This window comes from Amycolatopsis sp. M39 (assembly GCF_001651785.1).
GTDB classification, from domain to species: domain Bacteria; phylum Actinomycetota; class Actinomycetes; order Mycobacteriales; family Pseudonocardiaceae; genus Amycolatopsis; species Amycolatopsis rubida.
Genome location: NZ_LWSF01000010.1, coordinates 68,527 through 90,131 on the forward strand (window position 1 = coordinate 68,527; position 21,605 = coordinate 90,131).

Below are 21,605 nucleotides of genomic sequence, written 5' to 3' on the forward strand. Positions count from 1 at the left end.
GCGAATCGACTGCGTGGCCAGACTTTCCGGCCGGCCCGGGCGGAGCGGCGGATCAGCCGATCGGCCGATGCGCGATCAGCCGAGGTGGGCGGCCTCCGCCCCGATCGCCGGTTCGACGTGCACTGCCGCCGCCGTCAGCCGGGGCACCGTGGTGATCAGCCGGTGTTCCAGGTTGTGTGCAAGTTCGTGCGCCTGCTCGACGGTGAGGGTGTTGCCGACCTGGACGGCGAGTTCCGCGCGGAGGCAGTGGCCGATCCAGCGCATCCGGACCTCCCGCACGCCTTCCACTCCGGGCACCGCCGCGGCTGTCTGTTCGGCCAGTTCGACGGTCGCCGGATCGACGGCGTCCATCAGCCGCCGGAAGACTTCCTTGGCCGCGTCGCGCAGGACGAACAGGATCGCGACGGTGATCAGCAATCCGATCACCGGGTCGGCCGCCGGGAAACCGAGGGCGACGCCGGCCGCGCCCAGCACTACCGCCAGCGAGGTGAAGCCGTCGGTGCGGGCGTGCAGGCCGTCCGCGACCAAGGCGGCGGAGCCGATTTCGCGGCCGACGGTGATCCGGTACCGGGCGACGAGTTCGTTTCCGGCGAAGCCCACTGCTCCGGCGGCGGCGAGCACCCAGAGCTGCTGCACGGGATGCGGATGCAGCAGGCGGTCGATCGCTTCGTAGGCGGCTAACGCGGCTGATCCGGCGATGATCAGCACGACCACGACTCCGGCCAGGTCTTCGGCGCGGCCGAGGCCGTAGGTGTAGCGGCGGGTCGCGGCGCGGCGGCCCAGTGCGAAGGCGATGCCCAGCGGCAGGGCGGTGAGGGCGTCGGCGAAGTTGTGGATGGTGTCGCCGAGGAGCGCCACCGAACCGGTGACCACGACCAGGGCCAGCTGGATCACAGCGGTGCCGAACAGGGCGGCGAACGACCAGGTCAGCGCCCGGATTCCGCGTTGACTCGTTTCGAGGGCGGTGTCGAGGCGGTCGGCGCTGTCGTGACTGTGCGGGGCGAGGAGGTGTTTGACGCGGTGCCGCCAGGTCGCAGGCTTGCCGTGACCGTGACCGTGGCCATGCCCGTGCCCGTGGCCATGCCCGTGCCCGTGGCCATGCCCGTGGCCGTGGCCATGCCCGTGGCCGTGGCCATGCCCGTGGCCGTGGCCATGCCCGTGGCCGTGGCCGTGACCGTGGCCATCACCGTGCTCTCGCACCGGCCCGTCCTCGGGCTGCGGACGGTCCTGACCCAGCTCTGCCATCGACCACTCCCGGATGCTCGAAACCCGCGCGCGACCGGGCGGACGCACCGGCCGACTATCAGCATACCTGCGCAGATGCGCAGACAACCGAGAAGGAACGGTAGCATCAGGGCATGCACTCCTCCCTGCCGGACTTCGACATGCCCTCCGACGAGCAGGTCCACCTGGCCGCGGAAAGCTTCCGCCTGCTCTCCGACCCGACGCGGATCAAGGTGCTGTGGGCGCTTCTGCAGGGAGAATCGTCGGTGGCCTGCCTCGCCGAACTGGCCGGGGCCGCGCCGACCGCGGTCAGCCAGCATCTGGCCAAGCTCCGGCTCGCGGGACTGGTGAAGGGCCGCCGCGAGGGGACGTTCGTGTACTACTCCGCCGCGGACGAGCACGTGCGCGGGCTCCTGGCCCAGGCGCTGCACCACGCCGACCACGTCGACCGGGACATCCCTGGCGGCGACGCCCAGCCGCACCGCCCCCGGATGCGGAACGCCTGAGCAGGTCAGGCGGCCCGGGCCGCCACCAGGTGCCGCAACGGTTCCGGCAGCACGTCCCAGACCTCGTCCGCCACCTGCACCGTTTCGCGGCCCAGCACGGCCAGCACCACGCCTGCCCGGTGCACGGCCTCCGGATCCGTCAAGTCCGCCCGGTGCGCGATCCGTCCGACGAAGTCCTCCAGTTCGAAGCGTTCCCCGCGGCCGCCGCCCGGACGCAGGTCGTCGGCCAGTCCGGCCGGCAGCTGTACCGCCAGGCTCGCCGCCGCTTCCGGGGAGATCCGCTCGGACAGCGTCCGCAGCACTGCGTGCGCTGCCCGTTCGGCGTCGCGGGACTCCGCGAGGCAGGCCCGCCTCCGGATCAGTTCGACGATCTCGTTCATCGTCCCCGGATACCCGGGGCGGCCGTCCGCAATCGTCCGGTTAGCCGCACTGCCACCGGGTATCACCGGTTCATGGACCATTCAGCGACGTCTCCCGCACCGGCCGAGCAGGCGCAGACCGCGCTGCGCCGGCTCCGTCGCGAGGCCGGTGCCGGCGGCTACGAATGCCCCGCGGAGTTGTACCGGACGCTGGGCTTGCTGAGCCTCCTCGCCGACGACCTCTCCGAACTCCTCCCCGATTTGTCCGGCCAGCTCGAAGAAGCACTGCTCGCCGGGCGCGTGCGGCATCGTTCGGACGACGCGCAGGCAGCTTGCGACGCGGTCGCCTCGGCGGCGCACAGCATTTCGGTCGCCCGCTTCACCGCGCTCCTGGTCGGCCAGGAAATCCAGAATGCACAGACCGCGATCCGCGATCTCGCTGCCACCTGACCTCGTTTTGTCCCGTTCCGCGCGGGTATCCGGTGAGGAAAGCACTGCAGCGAGAAGGGAGCATGATGGCCGACAGCGATCCGGCTGAGCCCGAAACGCTCGACCAGTCCGAATCTCTCGACGAGGACGAACTGCGGGTCGACCCGTTGGAGGAGGGCGTAGAACCGGCGGAACGCTGGAGCCCGGCGGTCCGGCAGGCCACGACCCCCGCCGAGGCGCGCGAAGGCGAGCCGCTCGAAAACCGGCTCGCCGAGGAACGGCCGGACATCCAGCCCGTGCCGAACCCGCCCGACGACGAGACACTCGCCCGGGCGGAAGCGGCCAGGGCCGTGGTTCCGGACGAGGATCTTCCGCAGCACCGGGCGGATCCGGATCCCGGTGAACAGGCGGACGAGGCCGGCGGCTCCGTCGCGAAGTCGCTTCGCGAAGAGTAATCCGCCGGGAAGGAGTCCCCCATGCCGACGGTCACCACCCGTTTTTGGGCTCGTCCGGTCGTCGCCGTGCCCAGCCTGAGCTAGCTGGTCCTCGGCAGCGCCGGGTTCTCCGTGCCGGAAACCAGGCGCGAGCTGTTCATCGTCCCCACCGCACTGGGCCTGCTCGGGCTTTTGGCCGCACGCAAGCTTTCCGGTGCCATCGCTGTACTACTGGGTGCTGTTCGTGGCGGCACCCGGTTGACCCGCGTACGGGATTCTGGCGACGGTGCCGCTCGCGCTCGGCGGCGCCCGGCATCACCGCGCCGCCCATCCGGACTCCCCCGGCGGCAGAGCCTTCCCGCACGGTCTCCCGCCGCGATCCGATCCCACGAATACCGCGCCCAGAACCGCTTCTGCTCCGCGGTCCCCAGCGCCTCCAGCTCTGCGGGATCGTCCGGCAAAGCCCGCAACTGCGCCGCCAGCCGGGCCGGGTCGCGCGGCGGTACCAACCTGCCGGTGATCCCGTCCACCACCGTATCCGTCAAGCCGCCGACCGCCATCGGCCACTGCTTCCAGCGGAACCGTCCCGAACTGCTCGTGCCAAGGCGTGCACAGCACCGCGTCCGCCGGACGCAGCAACGCAGGCAGGTCGTCCCGGCACACCTGACCTGCCAGCCGCACCCGGCCGGCCACTCCGAGCCCGGATTCCGGGAAAGCGCCGCGGAAGCCGATCCGCCCGCGAGCACCAACTCGGTCTCCGGCGCCTGTCCGCAACGCGGCGATCGGCAGGTCGAATCCCTTGCGCGGCACCAATCTCCCCCACCGGCACCGGCGGCGCAACCGGGCCGTGCGGCGCCGAACCGGTCCAGGTCGACCCCGCACGGCACCACCGAGATCCGCTGCCGCGGCACCCTCGCCGAGCCAGTTCGAACACCTCGTCCGAGCAGGTCGCGATAGCGCGGCCGACCTGTTTGCCGACCATGCGCTCGCACCGCTTCCGGTCCGGCGGGCTCGGGCCGGCGTCGCCCTGGTGCAGCCGTTTCACCGCGCCCAGCGGGCGAAAGGTCCGCACCGGCGGCACGCCAGCCTCTTGTGCGGCGAGAACGGTTGCTACACCGGACATTCAGAAGTGCGCGTGCGCCACATCCGGCGGCGCTCCGTCCACCGGTCGCGCAGCCGGCTGCCGAATTCTCCATGTGCGGCACAAGCTCGTCCTTCGGCAGTCGCAGCGCCGGGCCGGCCGGAACGTGCACGACGCGGCAGCCCGCCGGTGCTCCACCGCGGCAGGAGCGTCCGGGTCGCCGAGTCCCGTGCAGACGGACGCGTTTTGCCCGCCCGCGGCCTCCGCCCCCGGTTCGGCGAGCGGGCCGGCGTGCTCGGGCGCCATCGAGATCTTCGCCAGGCTCCTTCGGCACGAGAACGCAGTGCGCCGCGACCGGCGTCAGCTCTTCCGCCCGGTCAGCGCGTCGCGAATCTTGTCGACGAACGGCGCGAGAATCAGATTCTCCGGCGGGGGCTCGGCGCGACCTTCTTCGCCGCCAGCACGCGTTCGCCCAGCTGGTCCAGCTCCCCGGCCGAACACGCCTCGCGCAGCCGCGGCAGCAGGCCGGTTTCCTCGTCCCTGATGTGGCGCCGGACGTCGGCGATGAGCTTGCCGAGCAGCTCCTCGTACTCCGGTTCGCCCGGACTCTCGCGCTCAAGCCGCTTCATGAGCTTTTCCGTTTCGGCGTGCTTCTCGATCTCGTGATCGGCGATCTCGTCGCCGTCGTCGAGGTGTTCGCGCGCGGCCCGGTACACGAGCTGCTCTTCCGCGACCGAATGCCGGACCAGCTCGGCGATCACGTGGTCGACCACGTCTTTCCGGTCGCCCGCCCCGGGTTCGCTCTCGAGTTCGGCGAACACCCGCTCCACGTCGCGGTGGTCGTCGGTGATCACGGTAATCAGGTCAGTCCTGGTGGGCGCGGCCATGCTGCCTCCTCGGGCGCCGGGAAACCTCCGGTTACCCGGTGCGCCGCACGGCAACCGTCCGAAGCGGAACTACCCGGCTCCCGGCCGCGCCCGGTCGTCCGCGACCACCACCCGCCGCAGCAGGGAAATCAGCGTCTCGCGTTCTTTCGCGGACAGTTCGCCGAGAAAGACGTCCTGCGAGCGGCTGGCCTCCTCCTTCAGCTCTCCCGTCAGCGACTTCCCGGCCTCGGTGAGCGTGACGCGTTGACGCCGCCGGTCGTCCGGGTCGCGTTCGCGGCCGACGAGGTCTCGGCGTTCCAGTTCGTCCAGATAGCCCACGAGATGACTGCGGTTGAGCCCGAGCCGGTCGGCGAGCGCGTGCTGCGCCAGCGGCCCGAAGTCGGAAAGACCGGCCAGCACGGCGAAATGCGGCAGCCGGAGGCCATGCGTCTCGAGCGCGCCTGCCAGCTCCCGCCGCCCGATCCGCGCGACGTGCCCGGCCAGGTACGAGGGCAGCGCGAGCAGGGTCGGCGGGCGCAGTTCGTCCATGCCGGAATCCTACCCGCTGGACAGAGTTCGTTCCGTCAGGTAATCATGTCTGCATGACACTATTCCGGGCGACCCATGCCTGACTACGGCCACGACCTCCAGTTCGGCGTCATCCTCCTGCCGGAAGCCGCCGAACCCGGCGCGGCGACCCGGCTCGCCGAAGCCGCCGACACCGCCGGGCTCGACCTGCTCAGCGTCCCCGACCACCCGTACCGGCCGGACCTGCTCGACGCGTGGACCGTCCTGAGCGTCGTCGCCGCGCGCACCGAGCGGCTGCGCGTGTTCCCGAACGTCGCCAACCTGCCGCTGCGCCCGCCCGCGGTGCTCGCGCGCTCGGCGGCGAGTCTCGACCTGCTCAGCGGCGGCCGCGCCGAACTCGCCCTCGGCGCTGGCGCGTACTGGGACGAGATCGAGGCGCAAGGCGGCCCGCGGTACACCCCCGGCGAAGCCTTCGCCGCGCTGACGGAAGCGATCGACGTCGTCCGTGCACTGTGGACACCCGGTCCCCCAGCCGAAGTGTCCGGTGCCCGGCACCGGCTCACCGGCACTCCGCCGGGCCCTTTTCCGGTGCACCGCATGGAGATCTGGCTCGGCGCGCTCGGACCGCGGATGCTGCGCCTGATCGGCCGCACCGCGGACGGCTGGCTGCCGAGCATGACCCGCGTCCCGCCGGACCGGCTGCCCGCCGCGAACGCGCTCATCGACGGGGCGGCCCGGAAGGCGGGCCGCTCCCCCGCCGAGATCCGGCGGCTGTACAACCTGCCGGGGATTCCGTCCGGCAGCACCGGCGCGTGGGCCGGCCAGCTCGCCGGACTGGCGCTCGCGCACGGGACGAGCGCGTTTCTCCTGGCCGTGGACTCCGCCGACGCCATCCGGTTGTTCGCGCGGGAGGTCGCGCCGCGGGTGCGCGAGCTGGTGGCCGCCCAGCGATGATCAGCCGCGGCTGCCGGGCAGCAGGGGAGAGCCTGCCGCAGCCGCGGGCGGCAATCGGACCACCGCCAGCGCTCCCCGGCCGGACGGCGGGTCCTCGAAGCGCGCGTACCCGCCGTGCGCGGCCGCGATGTCGGTGACGATCGCCAAGCCCAGTCCCGATCCCGGCAACGACCGGGCCTCCGGCACCCGCCAGAACCGGTCGAACGCCGCGTCCCGGTCCGCCGCGGCGACGCCCGGCCCGTTGTCGGCCACCGACACCAGCCCCGGCTCCGAACGCACCTTCACCGCCGAACCGGCGGGCGAGAACTTGATCGCGTTGTCCAGCAGGTTCAGCACCATCCGTTCCAGCGCGCCCTCGTCGCCGCGGACGGACCATTCGGCGCACGTCACGTCGAACGTGTGCTCCCGCGCGCGGCTCGACGCCCGGCGGACGGCGTGGCGGACCACTGTGCCCATCGCGACTTCGGCGTGGTCGAACTCGTGCTCGTCCCTGGCGAGCACGACCAGTTCGGCGACGAGGTCGCCGAGTTCGCCCGCCTGCGCCTGGAGCCGGTCCAGGAGCCGGCCGCGGTCGCCGTCGGCCAGCGCGCGGCCGGTGCGTTCGCTGCGGGCCAGCAGGTCGATGTTGGTGCGCAGGCTGGTCAACGGCGTCCGCAGTTCGTGCGCGGCGTCGGTGACCAGCGCGCGCTGCCGCCGCCGCGAATCGGCCAGTGCGCCGGTCATCGCGGAGAACGCGCGGCCCAGCCGTCCCACCTCGTCGCGGCCGGACACGGTGACCGGGAGGTCGAGGTCGTGCGTGCGGGCGATCTCCTCGGCGGCTCCGGTCAATCGCGCCATGGGCCGCAGCGTCCGCCGGGTCAGCAGCAGTCCGGCCGCCGCGGCGAGCAGCGCGCCCAGCACCGACACCGCGATCAGGATGGTCCGAAGGCCGGCGAGGGTGCTGTCGACCTCGGCGAGGCTTCGCGAGATGACCAGCACGTTCCCGTCGCCGAGCGGGCCGAGCAGCACCCGGACCGGCGTGCCGGACCGGGTCTGGCCGTCCCGCAGGGTCACGGTGCGCGCGCCCCGGTCGGCCGCGTCGACGACAACCGAGTCCACGCCCGGCGGCGAGCAGACCGTGCCGTCCGCTTTCAGCAGCTGGACGCCTTCCAGGAACCGCTGCAGCGGTTTGCCCGGGGTGCTGTGGCGGCACAGGTCCGCCGGGCCGGGCCGGCGCGCCTCCGGGTCGTCCGGGCCGGGCGGCGGCGGAGGCCAGCCGCCGAGCAGGGTTTCGTCCAGCTGGGTGCGCAGACTGTGCTCAGTGGACAGATAGGTCACCGTGCTGACCACCGCGATCGCGACCGCGACGATCGCCGCGGTGATCAGCGCGACCCGGCTGCGCAGCAGCATCCGGGGTTCCCCGCGGCGCCTCACGGGGCCCGCAGCACGAATCCGACACCGCGCACGGTGTGCAGCAGCCGGCTCGCCCCGCCCGCCTCGGTCTTGCGCCGCAGATACCCGACGTACACGTCGAGATTGTTGGTGCGGCTCGGTTCCCTCCCCCAGACCTCCTGCCGCAGCCGGTTCTTGGTCAGCACCTTCTCCGGGGCCCGCAGGAACACCGCGAGCAGGTCGAACTCGGTGGGCGTGAGTTCCAGCCGCCGCCCGGCGCGGGTCACCTCGCGCGTTTCCGGGTCGAGTTCCAGATCCGCGAACCGGCGCGCCGCCGGACCCGGCGTGGCGCGATTCTGCTTCAGCAGCGCGCGCACCCGCGCCAGCAGCTCCTCCAGCGCGAACGGCTTCACCAGGTAGTCGTCGGCGCCGGAGTCGAGACCGGTGACCCGGTCGCCCAGCGCGTCGCGCGCGGTCAGCATCAGCACCGGCAGCCGCTCCCCCGCCGCCCGGATCCGCCGGCACGTCTCCAGGCCGTCGACCTCGGGCATCATCACGTCCAGGATCACCAGATCGGGTTTGCCCGTCCCGGAGACCGCCGCCAGCGCCGCCGCGCCGCTTTCGGCCGCGGCGACCTCGTACCCCTCGAATTCGAGGCCGCGCTGGAGGCTTTCGCGCACGTCGGCGTCGTCGTCCACCACCAGCAGCCGCATCCCGCCCGATCCTTTCCGCGCCGTGCTCGTCCGGAATCGGCCCGAGGCTACGCGGCCAAACTGTGCGGAAGCTGTTCGTCCCACGACCGGGGAAAGATCAGCTTCTCACGATCCTCTCAGGGTTTTTCCAGGTCTTTCTCACGACGGCCGCGCCACGGTGAGACCCGAAGCGGTCACACAGCGTCGTGCGCGACCGGTTGTCACCCCGGAACGGAGGAAGCATGTCGGTCGGCGCGACCAGAGGGTTGACCACGTCCCCGGGGCCGGGTGCGGCGACGGCGACCGTGGACATCGTCATCCCCGTATACAACGAGGAACGCGCCCTGCCGGGCTGCGTCCAGGTCCTGCGCGAGTTCCTGCGCCGCGAGTTCCCCTTCGAGTGGACCATCGTGATCGCGGACAACGCGAGCACAGACCGGACCCTGGAGGTCGCCGAAACGCTCGCCCGCGCCGACAAGACGCTGCGGGTCCGCCATCTCGACCGGAAGGGCCGGGGCCGGGCGCTGCGCGAAACCTGGCGAGCGAGCACCGCCGACGTCGTGGTCTACATGGACGTCGACCTCTCCACCGGCCTCGACGCCCTGCTGCCGCTGGTGGCTCCCCTGGTCAACGGGCATTCGGACCTGGCCATCGGCTCCCGGCTGGCCCCGGGAGCGCGCACCGTGCGCGGACCGAAGCGCGAGTTCGTTTCCCGGTGCTACAACAAGATGATCCGGCTGAGCCACGGCGCGCGGTTCTCCGACGCGCAGTGCGGGTTCAAAGCCGCGCGCACCGACGTCCTCCGGCCGCTGCTGGAACACGTGCGAGACGACGCCTGGTTCTTCGACACCGAACTCCTGCTGCTGGCCGAGCACAACGGGCTGCGCGTGCACGAGGTGCCGGTCGACTGGGTCGAGGACGCCGACAGCCGCGTCGACGTCGCGAAGACCGCGCTCGACGACATCCGCGGGCTGATCCGGGTCGCGCGGGCCAAGGCGGCGGGCACGGCGAAGGTGCCGGACCTGCCTCGCCGCCCCGCGCCGCGAGCCGCGCACCCGGACGCCGTGCTGAGCCCGCCCGACAGCGGCCGATTCTGGGAAATCCTGTCGTTCGCCGTGATCGGTGTGCTCTCCACGGTGGCGAATCTCGCGCTGTACGGGCTTTTCCGGCTGTGGTGGCCGGTGCTCGCGGCGAATCTGGCCGCGCTCGTGCTCACCACACTGTTCAACACCGAGGCCAACCGCCGCTTCACCTTCGCCGGTGCGGGCACCCCGCGCCGCAAAGCGCATCTGCAAGGATTCGTCGTATTCGGCCTCTACTACGCCTTCACCTCGGCAGCGCTGCTCCTGCTCCACGCACTCGTGGCCGAACCGGGCCGGACGCTGGAACTGACCGTGCTGCTCGCCGCCTCGCTGCTCGGCACAGCGGGCCGGTTCGTGCTGCTGCGCACCTGGGTCTTCCGCCAGGACAACGGAAAGGACGAAGAATGACAGTCGCCGCCCCCTCCGCGGCGCCAGCCNCCAGCCGAAACCGCCGCCCCGGCGACCCGCTCGCGATGGCGGACCTGGGCGCTCGCCGCGATCTGCGCGGCCGCTGCCGTGCTCTACGCCTGGCGGATCGGCGACGGCCAAGTGGGCAACAGCTACTACTCCGCCGCCGTGAAGTCCATGACCGGCAGCTTCTCGAACTTCCTTTTCGGTTCGTTCGACCCGTACGGCGTGTTCACTGTGGACAAGCCGCCGATGTCCCTGTGGCCGCAAGCGATTTCGGTGCTGATCTTCGGCTTCCACGGCTGGGCGCTGCTGCTGCCGCAGGTGCTCGAAGGCGTCGCGGCGGTCTTCCTGCTGCACCGTGCGGTCCGGCTGTGGGCCGGGGAGAACGCCGCGCTGCTGGCCGCGCTGATCCTCACGCTCACCCCGATCACGGTGGCGATCAACCGGGACAACAACCCCGACACCCTGCTCGTGCTGCTGCTTGTCGCCGCGGCGTACGCGTTCACCCGCTCGGTGCAGGCGGACCCGAGCCGCGCGCGGACCCGGTGGCTGCTGTGGTGCGCGTTCTTCATCGGTTGCGGCTTCGTCACGAAGATGATGCAGGCGTGGATCATCCTCCCCGGCTTCGCGCTCGCCTATTTCGCCGGCACTTCCGCCCCGGTGAAACGGCGGCTGCTGGACCTGCTGGGCGCTGCCGCCGTGCTGCTCGTTTCGTCGTTCTGGTGGACCGCGCTGCACGACCTGTGGCCGGGCTCGAAGCCGTACATGGGCGGCAGCACCGACGGCACCGCGCTGAACCTGATCTTCGGCTACAACGGCTTCGGCCGGATCTTCGGCGGCGAGGGCAACTTCGGCCCCGGCGGGGGCGGACACCGGCCAGGCGGGGGCCTGCCCGGCGGCATGGAGCTGCCTGCGGGCACGGCACCGCCCTCCGGCGGCCCCGGCGGGATGTTCGGCGGCGAAACCGGGCTCGGCCGGATGTTCGGCGGTGCGGTCGGCGGGCAGATCTCCTGGCTGCTGCCGCTGGCGCTGCTGGTCCTGGTCGCCGTCGCGGTGCGCGGCGTCCGGCGGAAGCGGCCGGGCGGCCCGGCGCAGCGGGCGGGCTGGTTCGCCTGGGGCAGCTGGCTGCTGGTGACCGGCGTGGTGTTCAGCTACGCCCAGGGGATCTGGCATCCGTACTACACGACCATGCTGGCCCCGGCGATCGCGGCGATCTGCGCGGCCGGGCTCGCCGGTTTCTGGCGCGAGTACCGGCAGGACTCCGGCTACGGCTGGCTGCTGCTTCCGGCGGGCGTCGCGCTCACCGCGGGCTGGGCGTTCGTCCTGGCGAACCGCGACCCCTCGTGGCACGGCTGGACGCGGTGGGCGGTGCTGGCGGTCGGCGCGGTCGCTGTCGCCGCGCTCGTGCTGGGCAAACTCGCCTCAGTACGCCGGGCGATTTTCACCCGGGCGTCGCTGGTGCTCGCGGCCGTCGCGCTGCTGCTGGTGCCGGCCGTGTGGTCGGCCGCGACCGCGGCCACTGGCGAGAGCATGGGCGGCATGCCTTCGGCCGGGCCTGCCGGCCTGGGCTTCCCGGGCGGATCCGGCGGCGGGGCGCGGATGCCGGGCGGACGCGACGCGGGCCTGCCGGGTGCGCCGGACGCTTCCGGTTTTCCCGGCGGCCCGGGCGGCATGCGGGCAGGCGCGCGGAAGCCTGGCGACATGGGCGATTTCCTGAACGGCAAACTCACCGACGACCAGCGCCGCATCCTGGACTACGCCAAGCAGCACAGCGGCGGCGCCGCGATCACCCTCGCGGTCGACGGCTCGGCCACGATGGCGTCGAGCTTCATCATCGGCTCCGACGAGACCGTGATCGGCATGGGCGGTTTCCTCGGCAGCGACGACTCGCCGTCGGTCGGCCAGCTCCAGCAGTGGACCGCCGAGGGCAAGCTCAAGTTCGTCCTCGGCAGCACCGGCGGCCGCGGCGGCAGGGGCATGCCGGGGATGAGCGGCGGCGCCGGAGAGAAACGGCAGGGGTGGATCAAGCAGCACTGCGCCGCGGTCGATCCGGCCGCCTACGGCGGAAAGCCGGCGTCGGCGGAGCAGGAGGCCCAGGCCGGTCCGATGGGCGGAGCCCAGACGCTCTACCAGTGCCACGCCTGAAACCCGCGGGGGCGGACCGGAGTCTGCCCCCGCGGGCCGTTACGCGGAGACCTTCCCGCTCAGCAAATGCCCCGCCCCGGGCACCTCCGGCCGCACCCCCAGCTCGCTGAGAATCCGGAACGCCGTCGCCGTCGCCGCCGACAGCACCGGGATCCCCACCGCGTCCTGGACCGGCTGGACCGACGGCAGCGACGGCATCTGCACGCACGCCGACAGCACCAGCGCGTCCGCTCGCGACAGGTCCAGTTTCCGGTAGTGCGCAAGCAGATCCGCCGGATCCAGCCGCGCCACCGCCAGGTTGTCGGGCACCTCCAGCGAGAGCGAATCGACCACCTCGACGCCCGCGTCCTCCAGGTACTCGACGACCGCCTGGGTAAGCGGCTTCAGATACGGCGTCACCATCGCGACCCGCTTCGCCTCCAACGCGGCGATCCCGGACAACAGCGCGCCCGCCGACGAGACCACCGGCGCGTCCGAGCCTTCCGCGCGCAGCGCCGAGGTGATCGCATCCTCGGCGGTGCAGTGATAACCCGGCCCCTGCGCCATGATCGCGACCAGACAGGCCGTCGCCACGACGCCGGGCCGCGCGTCGGCCAGTTCGGTGGCCGCGCGTTGCGCCTGGGCGTTCATCGCGCGCAACTGCTCCGGCGTCACGTGCTGCATCCGCGCGCGGGCGGAGTGGAAGACGAACCGGTCCTGCGGATACCGCTCCTCGCGGGCGCGCAGCATCCGCGGCAGTTCGGTTTCCATGGTCAGGTTGGAGCTCGGGACGATCATCCCGATGTGGTGGTCGGTCATCGCTTCGCCGCCGGGCGCATGTCCTGCACGGTCAGCTCGCCCGCGTCGACGATCAGCTCGTCGTCGAGGTACAGGCTGTTGCCGCGCATCGGGATGTCGAAGTGGCAGGCCGTGTCGTTCGGGCCGCCGAGTTCGTTGTTCGGGCCGATCGAGAACATCACGTTGCCGTAGAAGCTGCGCAGCTCCATGCCCATGCCGCCGGGGAACTGGGTCAGGCCGTGCCAGTGCGCCCGCTCGTCGAGGCCCCAGCCGACGTGCGACATCCCGTAGCCGCGCGGGTCGTGGAAGGACTCGATGTAGCTGCGCAGCAGGTCGGCGTCGAGGCCGGACGAGCCCGCGCCGCCGCGGATGTCCTGGATGAAGCCCTTTTCGATGGTCAGCTCGACCGGCGTCCGCACGTAGGTGTTGAACGGCAGCAGCACGTCGCCGGGCGCGAGCACGATCTTGCCGTCCACGCCGTCGTCCGAACCGCCGGTGAAGACGAACGCCGCGGGCCAGTGGTCCCAGCGGCCCGGCTGGTCGGTGTAGCCGTACTCGCTCATCGTCGGGTACACGCCCAGCTGGTAGGTGACGTCCGTCCCGTGCGGACTGGTGATCCGCATGGTCTTGGCCTTGGCCAGCAGCTCCGCGCCGATTTCGACGCGCTCGCGCAGTTCCTTCGTCGGCATCAGCCGGGCCAGCAGTTCGGGCGGCTCGACCGCGGTGAGGATCCGGGTCCCGGCGGCCTGGATCGCGAACTGCTCCTCGCTGAAGAGCAGGAACGTGCAGTCGACGACCATGTCCGCGGCCTTGAGCGCCTCCACCGCGAGCGGCAGCTGGTCAAGACCGGACTGCCCGACCGCCCACGCGCCGGACGCGTTCGCCGGCGACGGCAGCCGCAGGTGATAGGTCGCCGCGCCGAGCTGCTGGGCGGCCCAGAGGAAGGCGTCCGCGTACTCCGCGCGCTCGGCGCCGCGCGTCAGCACGACGACCGTCTCGCCCTCGTGCACGCCGGAAAAAGTCAGCTGGCGCAAGCAGATGTCGTTGAACAGGTTCTGGTCCATGGCGACCTCCTTGATTGTCCGAATACGGATTATCCGAGTACGAAAAAACCGCCGGGATCAGCGGGCGAGCACGTCTTTCAGCGCCGAACGCAGCGCGTGCCGGGCGGGCTGCGGTTCGTCCCAGAAGATCATGTGCCCGGCGCCCGCCACGGCTGCCAGCGGATGCTTCGATTTCTCCAGCACCGCGACGTCCGCCGAGGTCACCACCGGGCTCTCCGCGCCGTGCAGCAGCACGGCGGGCCCTGGCAGATTTTCCCACAGCGGAAGGAATTCCTCGGATTCGAAACCCGCGTGCGTGGCCGCGATGGCGGCACGAGAGCACGAAGCGAGCCAGCGAGCGCGCAATTCCTGTTCCCGGCGCGGCCATCGCGGCCACGAGGCGGCGACCTCGTCCGCGTTGGTTCCCCGCCGCGCTTGGTCCACTTGGGACTCGAAGACCGCCAGCGAAGTCGGGTACCGGCGTCCGGGGCCGCTCATCGGCGGATCGGCGAGGACGGTGCCCGCGACCCGGCCGGACAACGCGGCTTTGGCCGCGATCCGCGCGCCCATCGAGTGGCCGAACAGCAGCGGCGCGGACAGGTTCAGCTGGTCGATCACCGCTTCGACGTCCGCGGCGTACGCGTCGAGGCCATAGCCGGGCCCGTCGTCGGACAGGCCGCGGCCGCGGACGTCGAGCACCAGCGGACGGACGAGATCGGTCAGCTCCCGGGCGACGAAGTCCATGGTGATCGCCGGGCTGGTGATCCCGGGCAGCACCACGAGCGGGACGCCGTCGGCCGGTCCGTAGTCGAGGACGTGCAGCCGGACGGAACCGGAGCGCGCCCAGACGCTGGCCGCCGGAACGTCAGCCAGGTCGGCGAGCGCGGACTGGGACAGCACCCGGTCAGGCAGTGACGACATGCGGGAACTCCTTCCGGGTTCAGCGGGCCTTGGCGAGCAGCTCGACGCCCTCGCCCAGGCCGATCACATCGGCGTATTTGGCTTGCAGGTCAAAGAGAGCGGCGTCGTGCGGTCCGCGTGCACGGTCGCCGCAGGCGTCGCGGACGACGAGGGTGTCGAAGCCGGATTGGACCGCGTCGACGGCGGTGGCCCGGACGCAGCCCGAGGTCGTCGCACCGCACACCAGCACGGTGTCCGCGCCGAGACCAGTGAGCAGCGCGGCGAGGCTCGTCCCGTGGAACGCGGACGCGCCCTTCTTGACGATCAGGTGGTCCGCGTCGTGCCGTTCCAGCCGGGGATCGAGCGCGACCTCGGCGCTTCCGCCGCGCAGGCTGCGCATGCCGGGAGCCTTGCGCAGCCACGCGATCGCGTCGCCGTCCGCCTCCGCGGCGGTGTAGCTGATCGCGGTGTAGACGACCGGCGCTCCGCTCTCGCGAGCGGCCCGGACCAGCGCTCCGGCGGCTTCGACTTCGGTGGAAAGGTCCGCGCCGGAAGGGAATTCCGGTTCGGTGAAACCGCGGGTCAGGTCGACCACGACCAGCACCGGCGCGGTTCCCCGCGGCACCGCGGCCCCGAACCCCGCGCGGGCGTAGGTCCGGTCGGTCTCGGTGCCGTGCAGTCCGTTTTCAGGCGCGTTCACGCAGCAGCTCCTTGATCAGTTTGTGCTGCGACCGGACCCGGCCGAGCAGCCAGCCCTGGAACAGCCCGAGCGCGCCCGCCGCGACAACGGGGAGGTAGCGCTTCGCGTTGGGCGGCAGCAGCATCGCCAGTCCGTCCAGCGAATCCGAGGCAGAAGCGGNCAGAAGCGGCGGCGGTGGCCGCCGGAGCCGGTGCGGTGCCGCCGTTTTCCAGCAGCGCACCGAGGTTCTGCGCGAACTGCTGCAGGATCCGGTTCGACACCGTGCTGATCGCGCCCTTGCCGAACTGCGCGATCTTACCCCGCACCACGAGATCAGTGCGCAGGCTCAGCGACGAGCCCTTCGGACCGGGCGCCAGGGTCAGCGTGACGTCCGCTTCGGCGTCGCCGTTCCCGTGGCTGTCCGCGCCCCTGGCCGACAGCCGCAGCCGGCGCTCGCCCTCGGCGATCTCGGTGAACCGGACCTTGCCCGCGTACGCGGCGCTGACCGGGCCGACCTTGAACTTGACCTTGCCGAGGTAGGACTCGCCGTCGCGGCCCTCCAGCACCGCGCCGGGCAGGCAGCCCGCGACCCGCTCGACGTCGTTGAGCAGCGCGAACACCGTGTCCGGATCGCCGGGAAGATCAAGGGTGTTCTGCAGAATCATCGGACCGCGTCCTCTTTCCTGCCGGATCCGGCCGACCGCTGGGCGGCGGTCGCCTCGATCGCGTCCACAATGGTCTGATACCCGGTGCAGCGGCACAGGTTCGACGACACCGCCTCCCGGATCTCCTCGCGCGTCGGCGACGGTTCCTGAGCGAGGAACCCTTCGGCCAGCATGAGGAAGCCCGGCGTGCAGAAGCCGCACTGCAAGCCGTGGTGTTCGGAAAACGCCTGCTGCAGATCGTTCGGCTCCTCCGGGGTGCCGAGGTCCTCGACGGTCCGGATCGCGCAGCCTTCCGCCTGCACGGCGTACATCAGGCAGGCGCGCACCGGTTCGCCGTCGACCAGGATCGTGCACGCCCCGCACACGCCGTGCTCGCAGCCGGCGTGCGTGCCGGTGAGGCCCACGTTGTGCCGGAGCACGTCGAGCAGTGTCCACCGCGGTTCGACGAGCAGTTCGTGCTCCTCGCCGTTGACGGTCAGGACGATCAGCTGTTTGTCGGTCATGCGCCGGTACCCGCTTTCTCCCGGTCGGCCAGGTCAGTCACAGCCAGCGCGGCGAGGACGGCCTCGGGGTGGATCGGAGTCTGCTCCAGCTGGACCCCGGTGTGCCAGAGAAGGTCGTTGACCGCGTTGAGCACCGCGGCGGGCGCGCCGATCGTGCCGCCCTCTCCGGCTCCCTTCGCCCCGCTTTCGGTGAAGGCGCAGGGGGTTTCGAGGTGGTCGACAGTGATGTCGGGGATCTCCGCGGCGGTCGGGACGAGGTAGTCGATGAAGCTCGCCGCCGACGGTTCGCCGTTCTCGGCGTAGGTGACCTCCTCGAACAGCGCGCCGGCGATGCCCTGCGCGATCCCGCCGCGCGCCTGGCCGTCGACCACCTTCGGATTGATCACCACGCCGCAGTCCTCGACACAGGCGTAGCGGAGGATTTTCACCTGGCCGGTGCCCGGATCGGCCTCCGCCACGACCGCGTGAGTGGCGTTCGAGAACGTGCCGTCGCCGGGGATGTCGAACGCCGCGGTGGCGGTGAGCGTCGGCTCGGCTTCCTTCGGCAGCAGGTGGCTGCGCAGGTACGCGACGTCGGCGATCTCCTCGAACGACAGCCGCTGGCTGGGGTCGTCGAGCTGGATCACCCCGCCCTCGCCGTCGAGGCCGACGTTCTCGACCCGAGTGTCCATCAGGTGCGCCGCGATCAGGCAGAGCTGCTCGCCCAGCCGGGTCGCCGCCGTAGCCACTGCCGAGCCACCGATGGTCACCGATCGGGACGCGAATGTGCCCCAGCCGTAGGAAATCCGTTCAGTGTCGCCTTGCCGCAGCTTCACCTTGGCGAGGTCGACGCCGAGCCGTTCCGCGACGATCTGCGCGAACGTCGTTTCGTGGGACTGCCCGTGGTTGATCGTGCCGCTCGTGACGACGATCGAACCGGTGAGGTCCATCCGGATCTCGCTCATGTCGAACCCGGGCACCACGGTCATCTTCCGCTTCGCGAACGCCTCGGAGCCGTAGCCGGTGCGCTCGGAGAAGCAGCTGTAGCCGATGCCGATGTGCGGGTTCTTCCCGCGCAGCTCGTACCAGCCCTCGTCGCGGAGGATTTTCTCGCCCAGCTCCAGCGATTCGAGGTAGCTGCCCGGATCGTAGGTGACCTGGTTGATGCCCAGGTACGGAAACTCGGTGATCACGTTGCGGCGGCGGATCTCGACCGGATCGAGACCGAGCCGGCGCGCGGCCAGGTCCATGATCCGCTCCAGCACCATGACGTACTGCGGACGGCTGACCCCGCGGTACGGCGCGGTCGGCGCTTTGTTGCTGGTGATCGCCCGCGCCCGCACGCGATAGGCCGGAACCCGGTACACCGACGGCATTTCCGCCGCCGCCATCAACGGCTCGATGCCGACGGTGAACGGATAGCACGAGTACGCGCCCATGTCGCACACGATGTCGGACTCCAGCGCGGTCAACTCGCCGTCCGGAGTGAACGCGGCACGGGTGCGGTATCGCTGTTCGCGCGCGAGGAACCCGGACGCGAGCGCCTCGCCGCGGCCCTCGATCCACTTGACCGGACGCCGCAAGCGCTTCGCCGCCGCCGCGACAGCGATTTCCTCCCGCCCCACCACGCATTTCTGCCCGAAGCCGCCACCCATGTCCGGGACGACGACGCGCACCGAACGCTCCGGAATCCGCAGCGAACGCGCCAGCACGGTACGGACCTGGTGCGGCACCTGACTGCACGTCTGGACGAGAAGCTGCTCGTCGCGGTCGTCCCAGGACGCCACCGCGCCGCGCGTCTCCAGCGGCAACGCGTTCTGCCGGCCGCTGCGGGTGACGAGTTCGATCACGCACCCGTCCGCGAACGCTTCGTCCACTCCCGGGGTGTCGAACGAGGTGACATCCAGCAGCACATTGCTCGGCGCGTCCTCGTGCACCAGCGGCGCGTTCGCGGCGAGCGCGCTCTCCTCGGAAACGACGGCGTCGAGGACCTCGTAACTCACCTGCGCGGCTTCGATGCCGTCCTCGACCGCGTATGGATCCTTCGCGATGACCAGCGCGATCGGCTCGCCGACGAACCGGACTTTGCCGCGCGCGAGGATCGGCATCGTGGTCGGGGTGAACTCCTCGGGCGGACGGTCCAGCAGCGCGACCATGTCGCCGAGCTGGAGGTCTTCCGCCGAGTACGCGGCCACGACGCCGTCCACGTCGCGAGTGGCCCCGAGGTCGAGCCCGGTGATCTTGCCGTGCGCGACGGTCGCCCGCACGAACCCGGCGTGCAGCATGCCGTGGAGGTGAATGTCGTCCACGAACCGTCCCCGGCCAGTCACCAGCCGCGGATCCTCGCGACGGCGCACGGACGCGCCGATCCACTTGCCGCCCCGGCCGTCGAAACGGGGTTCTTCGGGCTTGTCGGCCATTACCGCTCTCCCCTCTCCCGCACCTGGCTTCGCGCCAGCACCGCCCGGCCGTCCCCCGAGCCTGCTCACCATTACCGCTCTCCCCTCTGCCGCACCTGGCTTCGCGCCAGCACCGCCCGACCGTCCAGCCGGGACCCCCCGAGCCCGCCCACCATCACCGCTCTCCCCTCTCCCGCACCTGGCTTCGCACCAGCACCGCCCGACCGTCCAGCCGGGACCCCCCGAGCCCGCTCACCATCACCGCTCTCCCCTCTCCCACACCTGGCCCAGACTCCGCGCCACCAAGGTCCTCGTCAGCGCACGCCGGTAATCCGCGCTCCCCTGCGCGTCGCTCCGCGGCTCGATCGCCTCGGCCGCCGCCCGGCCGCACGCCGCGAACAGCTCCGGCCCCGGCTCGCCGCCCGCCAGCACCTCCTCGGCTTCCGGAACCCGCGACGGCGCGGGCGCGACCCCGCCCAGCACCACCCGGCCGCCCGCCAGCGACCCGTCCGTCCGAGGTTCGAGCGTCACCGCCGCCGCGACCGTGGCGAAATCCCCGGCACGGCGGGAAAACTCGGTCAACGCCGCCTTCGGAGCCGCCCGGGTGAACCGGACCTCGGTGACGACCTCGTCCGCCTCCACCGCGGTCGCGTAGAAGCCGGAGAACATCTCCCCCGCCGGGATTTCGCGGCGGCCGTCCGGTCCTTCGGCAACGATCACCGCGTCCAGCAGCAGCGCGAGCATGCACCACTCGGCGGTGGCGTCGCCGTGCACGAGACTGCCGCCGACGGTGCCGCGCGACCGGATCGGCAGGTGCCCGACGTAGCGCATCGCCTCCGCCAGCACGGCGAATCCCGGGTCGAGCCGGGCAAGTTCGACCTGGCGGTGCGTCGTCATCGCACCGATGCGGAGCGTCGAATCGGCGTGCACGATGTCGGTCATCCCCGGCAGATCGCGCAACCGCCCGAGGTCGACCAGATCGCTCGGGCGGGCCAGGCGGAAGCTCATCATCGGCATCAGGCTCTGCCCGCCCGCGAGCGCTTTCGGCTCCCGCCCTTGCCCGGCGAGGTCGGAAAGCAGGCCGACGGCGTCGGCGACATCGTGCGCCCGATGGTAGGCGAACGCGGCGGGCTTCATGCACTTCCCTTTCTGCTGCCGAGAATCAGACTGTGTCCATTTCGGACTGGTGCGGCGCGGGCGCGGTCTCGTCGTCGATCCGGTCCAGCTCCCGGCCCCGCGTTTCCGGCGCGCAGAAGACCATGAACACCACGGCCCCGACGACGAGCAGGCCGAGCAGCGTGAACGTCAGCGGCAGCCCGAGCACCGGCCACAGCACGCTGCCGAACAGCAGCGGCGCGAACCCGGTCACCGCCCGGCTCGACGACGACGCCCAGCCGAAGCCCGACGCGCGCAGCTCCGTCGGGTACAGCTCGGACACGAACGCGTACATCACCGGAATGACCACCAGCGAGAACAGCCCGAACGCGCCGATCGCCACCACCGCGGCTCCCGCCGACCCGAGCACCAGCGAGAAAATCACCAGCGTGACCGCGGCGAGCGGCCCGGCCGCGGCGATCACCCGCTTGCGGCCGACGCGGTCCACCAGCAACACCGCCACCACGACCCCGACGATACCGAGCGCGTTCATCAAAGTGGTCGAGGCGAACGCGGCTATCTCCCCGAACCCCTGCGCCTTCAGGATCGACGGCATCCAGCTCAGCGCGGCGTAGTACACCAGCATCACGGTGATGAACAGCGCCCACGCGACGCCGGTGACCTTCGGGTTGCAGGCCCAGACCCGCCGCAGCTGATCAACGGCCGCGAACAACCCGCCGCCCCGCTTGTCTTCCTGAACCGCCGGCGGAATCCGATACGGCTCCTTCGGCGCACCCGTACGCTCGACAAGATCGTCGATGACCAGCCGAGCCTCGGCCTCGCGTCCCTTGCGCACCAGATACAACGGCGATTCCGGCACCCCGCGTCGCGCCCAGAACAACAGCACCGCGGGCAGGATCATCAGCACCAGCATCCACCGCCAGTTCCCGGAAACCGGAACCAGCAGCGTCGCGGACGCCCCCGCCAGCGTCGTGCCGACCGGCCACCACCCGTCCATCGCGGACAGTACGCGGCCGCGTTGCTTGCGCGGCGAAAACTCGCTGACAATGGCGTAATCCACCGGAATACAGCCGCCCAGCCCGACTCCGGCGAGGAACCGCAGCAGCAAAAACACCTCGATATTCGGCGACAACGCCGCGAAGACCGAGAAGAACGCGAACAACAGCAACGTAATGCTGAACGCCCGCTTCCGCCCGATCCGGTCCGCGACCGTCCCCCAGGCGACCGCCCCCACCGCCATGCCGATCAGGTTGGCGGTGGCGACAAACCCCCGCTGCGTCGCCGACAGCCCGAATTCCGTGCCCACCAGCGGGGTGAGAAATCCGTTCAGCGCGACGTCCCAGGCGTCGAACATGTAGCCGAGCCCGCCGATGAGGAAGATCTTGCCCTGGACGCGCCAGCGCCACGGCAAGTCCTGGACCACCTGGTCTCCGGTACGCATAGCCTTTGCTCCTTTGCGAAA

General features: G+C 71.2%; 20 protein-coding genes and 1 pseudogene. 6 read left to right on the forward strand and 15 right to left on the reverse strand.

Annotated elements, in window-relative coordinates; genetic code table 11:
• Positions 1-75: 75 nt before the first annotated feature.
• Entirely contained in the window at positions 76-1,245 is a 1,170-nt protein-coding gene (locus tag A4R44_RS22825) for a cation diffusion facilitator family transporter (RefSeq protein ID WP_198545404.1), read from the reverse strand.
• A 113-nt stretch (positions 1,246-1,358) separates the two neighbouring features.
• Between A4R44_RS22825 and A4R44_RS22830 the strand changes: the two genes are divergently transcribed.
• Complete coding sequence (locus tag A4R44_RS22830) at positions 1,359-1,730, forward strand: metalloregulator ArsR/SmtB family transcription factor (RefSeq protein WP_067584194.1); 372 nt, start codon at positions 1,359-1,361, stop codon at positions 1,728-1,730.
• A gap of 5 nt (positions 1,731-1,735) precedes the next feature.
• Here the strand turns inward: A4R44_RS22830 and A4R44_RS22835 are convergent, their stop codons facing one another.
• A complete protein-coding gene (locus A4R44_RS22835) occupies positions 1,736-2,110 on the reverse strand; it encodes a DUF2267 domain-containing protein (protein ID WP_067584197.1) in 375 nt (124 codons plus the stop codon).
• Positions 2,111-2,182: 72 nt separating this feature from the next.
• On the opposite strand from A4R44_RS22835, the gene A4R44_RS22840 reads away from it, so the two are divergent.
• Both A4R44_RS22840 and A4R44_RS22845 read left to right on the forward strand, forming a co-directional pair.
• Complete coding sequence (locus A4R44_RS22840) at positions 2,183-2,539, forward strand: hypothetical protein (RefSeq protein ID WP_067584199.1); 357 nt, start codon at positions 2,183-2,185, stop codon at positions 2,537-2,539.
• Between the two features lie 62 nt (positions 2,540-2,601).
• A complete protein-coding gene (locus A4R44_RS22845; protein ID WP_338080261.1) occupies positions 2,602-2,973 on the forward strand; it encodes a hypothetical protein in 372 nt (123 codons plus the stop codon).
• A 1,420-nt stretch (positions 2,974-4,393) separates the two neighbouring features.
• Here the strand turns inward: A4R44_RS22845 and A4R44_RS22850 are convergent.
• Positions 4,394-4,920: pseudogene (locus A4R44_RS22850) on the reverse strand (hemerythrin domain-containing protein).
• Between the two features lie 69 nt (positions 4,921-4,989).
• Positions 4,990-5,448, reverse strand: coding sequence for a MarR family winged helix-turn-helix transcriptional regulator (locus A4R44_RS22855; protein WP_067584202.1), 459 nt, complete (start codon positions 5,446-5,448; stop codon positions 4,990-4,992).
• A gap of 75 nt (positions 5,449-5,523) precedes the next feature.
• On the opposite strand from A4R44_RS22855, the gene A4R44_RS22860 reads away from it, so the two are divergent.
• Entirely contained in the window at positions 5,524-6,381 is an 858-nt protein-coding gene (locus tag A4R44_RS22860; protein WP_067584205.1) for an LLM class flavin-dependent oxidoreductase, read from the forward strand.
• Here A4R44_RS22860 and A4R44_RS22865 read toward each other — a convergent pair whose 3' ends face one another.
• Together A4R44_RS22865 and A4R44_RS22870 are read right to left on the reverse strand one after the other, a co-directional pair.
• Positions 6,382-7,770, reverse strand: a complete 1,389-nt coding sequence (locus tag A4R44_RS22865; RefSeq protein WP_067584208.1) for a HAMP domain-containing sensor histidine kinase — start codon at positions 7,768-7,770, stop codon at positions 6,382-6,384.
• A gap of 20 nt (positions 7,771-7,790) precedes the next feature.
• Positions 7,791-8,465 (reverse strand): response regulator transcription factor, encoded by a 675-nt coding sequence (locus A4R44_RS22870; protein WP_067584211.1) that lies wholly within the window; start codon positions 8,463-8,465, stop codon positions 7,791-7,793.
• A 221-nt stretch (positions 8,466-8,686) separates the two neighbouring features.
• Between A4R44_RS22870 and A4R44_RS22875 the strand changes: the two genes are divergently transcribed.
• Together A4R44_RS22875 and A4R44_RS22880 are read left to right on the forward strand one after the other, a co-directional pair.
• Positions 8,687-9,934, forward strand: coding sequence for a glycosyltransferase (locus A4R44_RS22875; protein WP_067584215.1), 1,248 nt, complete (start codon positions 8,687-8,689; stop codon positions 9,932-9,934).
• 108 nt (positions 9,935-10,042) lie between these two features.
• A complete protein-coding gene (locus A4R44_RS22880; RefSeq protein WP_232791725.1) occupies positions 10,043-12,082 on the forward strand; it encodes a glycosyltransferase family 39 protein in 2,040 nt (679 codons plus the stop codon).
• 39 nt (positions 12,083-12,121) lie between these two features.
• Here the strand turns inward: A4R44_RS22880 and A4R44_RS22885 are convergent, their stop codons facing one another.
• The 9 genes from A4R44_RS22885 to A4R44_RS22925 form a co-directional block, all read right to left on the reverse strand.
• Positions 12,122-12,880 carry an aspartate/glutamate racemase family protein gene (locus tag A4R44_RS22885; RefSeq protein WP_067584222.1) on the reverse strand — a complete coding sequence of 253 codons (759 nt, stop codon included), beginning with the start codon at positions 12,878-12,880 and terminating at the stop codon, positions 12,122-12,124.
• On the reverse strand, positions 12,877-13,923 hold the full coding sequence (locus A4R44_RS22890) for a leucyl aminopeptidase (protein ID WP_067584225.1): 1,047 nt from the start codon (positions 13,921-13,923) through the stop codon (positions 12,877-12,879). The genes A4R44_RS22885 and A4R44_RS22890 overlap by 4 nt, the downstream gene beginning before the upstream one ends.
• 57 nt (positions 13,924-13,980) lie before the next feature.
• Entirely contained in the window at positions 13,981-14,823 is an 843-nt protein-coding gene (locus A4R44_RS22895; RefSeq protein ID WP_067584228.1) for an alpha/beta fold hydrolase, read from the reverse strand.
• A gap of 19 nt (positions 14,824-14,842) precedes the next feature.
• Positions 14,843-15,502, reverse strand: a complete 660-nt coding sequence (locus A4R44_RS22900) for an isochorismatase family protein (protein ID WP_067584231.1) — start codon at positions 15,500-15,502, stop codon at positions 14,843-14,845.
• Positions 15,499-16,146 carry an SRPBCC family protein gene (locus A4R44_RS22905; RefSeq protein WP_369805927.1) on the reverse strand — a complete coding sequence of 216 codons (648 nt, stop codon included), beginning with the start codon at positions 16,144-16,146 and terminating at the stop codon, positions 15,499-15,501. Before A4R44_RS22905 ends, A4R44_RS22900 begins: the two co-directional genes overlap by 4 nt.
• A complete protein-coding gene (locus A4R44_RS22910; RefSeq protein ID WP_067584234.1) occupies positions 16,143-16,649 on the reverse strand; it encodes a (2Fe-2S)-binding protein in 507 nt (168 codons plus the stop codon). Before A4R44_RS22910 ends, A4R44_RS22905 begins: the two co-directional genes overlap by 4 nt.
• The gene (locus tag A4R44_RS22915) at positions 16,646-19,048 is read right to left on the reverse strand and encodes a xanthine dehydrogenase family protein molybdopterin-binding subunit (RefSeq protein WP_067584237.1); all 2,403 of its coding nucleotides are present in this window, start codon (positions 19,046-19,048) and stop codon (positions 16,646-16,648) included. The genes A4R44_RS22910 and A4R44_RS22915 overlap by 4 nt, the downstream gene beginning before the upstream one ends.
• A gap of 237 nt (positions 19,049-19,285) precedes the next feature.
• Positions 19,286-20,164 carry a xanthine dehydrogenase family protein subunit M gene (locus A4R44_RS22920; RefSeq protein ID WP_067584240.1) on the reverse strand — a complete coding sequence of 293 codons (879 nt, stop codon included), beginning with the start codon at positions 20,162-20,164 and terminating at the stop codon, positions 19,286-19,288.
• 25 nt (positions 20,165-20,189) lie between these two features.
• The gene (locus tag A4R44_RS22925; RefSeq protein WP_067584243.1) at positions 20,190-21,584 is read right to left on the reverse strand and encodes an MFS transporter; all 1,395 of its coding nucleotides are present in this window, start codon (positions 21,582-21,584) and stop codon (positions 20,190-20,192) included.
• Positions 21,585-21,605 lie beyond the last annotated feature (21 nt).

Excerpts from the sequence above, each read along its gene's own strand:
- A4R44_RS22825 (WP_198545404.1), bottom strand. The coding sequence starts at position 1,245 with ATGGCAGAGCTGGGTCAGGACCGTCCGCAGCCCGAGGACGGGCCGGTG.
- A4R44_RS22830 (WP_067584194.1), top strand. The coding sequence starts at position 1,359 with ATGCACTCCTCCCTGCCGGACTTCGACATGCCCTCCGACGAGCAGGTC.
- A4R44_RS22835 (WP_067584197.1), bottom strand. The coding sequence starts at position 2,110 with ATGAACGAGATCGTCGAACTGATCCGGAGGCGGGCCTGCCTCGCGGAG.
- A4R44_RS22840 (WP_067584199.1), top strand. The coding sequence starts at position 2,183 with ATGGACCATTCAGCGACGTCTCCCGCACCGGCCGAGCAGGCGCAGACC.
- A4R44_RS22845 (WP_338080261.1), top strand. The coding sequence starts at position 2,602 with ATGATGGCCGACAGCGATCCGGCTGAGCCCGAAACGCTCGACCAGTCC.
- A4R44_RS22855 (WP_067584202.1), bottom strand. The coding sequence starts at position 5,448 with ATGGACGAACTGCGCCCGCCGACCCTGCTCGCGCTGCCCTCGTACCTG.
- A4R44_RS22860 (WP_067584205.1), top strand. The coding sequence starts at position 5,524 with ATGCCTGACTACGGCCACGACCTCCAGTTCGGCGTCATCCTCCTGCCG.
- A4R44_RS22865 (WP_067584208.1), bottom strand. The coding sequence starts at position 7,770 with ATGCTGCTGCGCAGCCGGGTCGCGCTGATCACCGCGGCGATCGTCGCG.
- A4R44_RS22870 (WP_067584211.1), bottom strand. The coding sequence starts at position 8,465 with ATGCGGCTGCTGGTGGTGGACGACGACGCCGACGTGCGCGAAAGCCTC.
- A4R44_RS22875 (WP_067584215.1), top strand. The coding sequence starts at position 8,687 with ATGTCGGTCGGCGCGACCAGAGGGTTGACCACGTCCCCGGGGCCGGGT.
- A4R44_RS22885 (WP_067584222.1), bottom strand. The coding sequence starts at position 12,880 with ATGACCGACCACCACATCGGGATGATCGTCCCGAGCTCCAACCTGACC.
- A4R44_RS22890 (WP_067584225.1), bottom strand. The coding sequence starts at position 13,923 with ATGGACCAGAACCTGTTCAACGACATCTGCTTGCGCCAGCTGACTTTT.
- A4R44_RS22895 (WP_067584228.1), bottom strand. The coding sequence starts at position 14,823 with ATGTCGTCACTGCCTGACCGGGTGCTGTCCCAGTCCGCGCTCGCCGAC.
- A4R44_RS22910 (WP_067584234.1), bottom strand. The coding sequence starts at position 16,649 with ATGACCGACAAACAGCTGATCGTCCTGACCGTCAACGGCGAGGAGCAC.
- A4R44_RS22915 (WP_067584237.1), bottom strand. The coding sequence starts at position 19,048 with ATGGCCGACAAGCCCGAAGAACCCCGTTTCGACGGCCGGGGCGGCAAG.
- A4R44_RS22920 (WP_067584240.1), bottom strand. The coding sequence starts at position 20,164 with ATGAAGCCCGCCGCGTTCGCCTACCATCGGGCGCACGATGTCGCCGAC.
- A4R44_RS22925 (WP_067584243.1), bottom strand. The coding sequence starts at position 21,584 with ATGCGTACCGGAGACCAGGTGGTCCAGGACTTGCCGTGGCGCTGGCGC.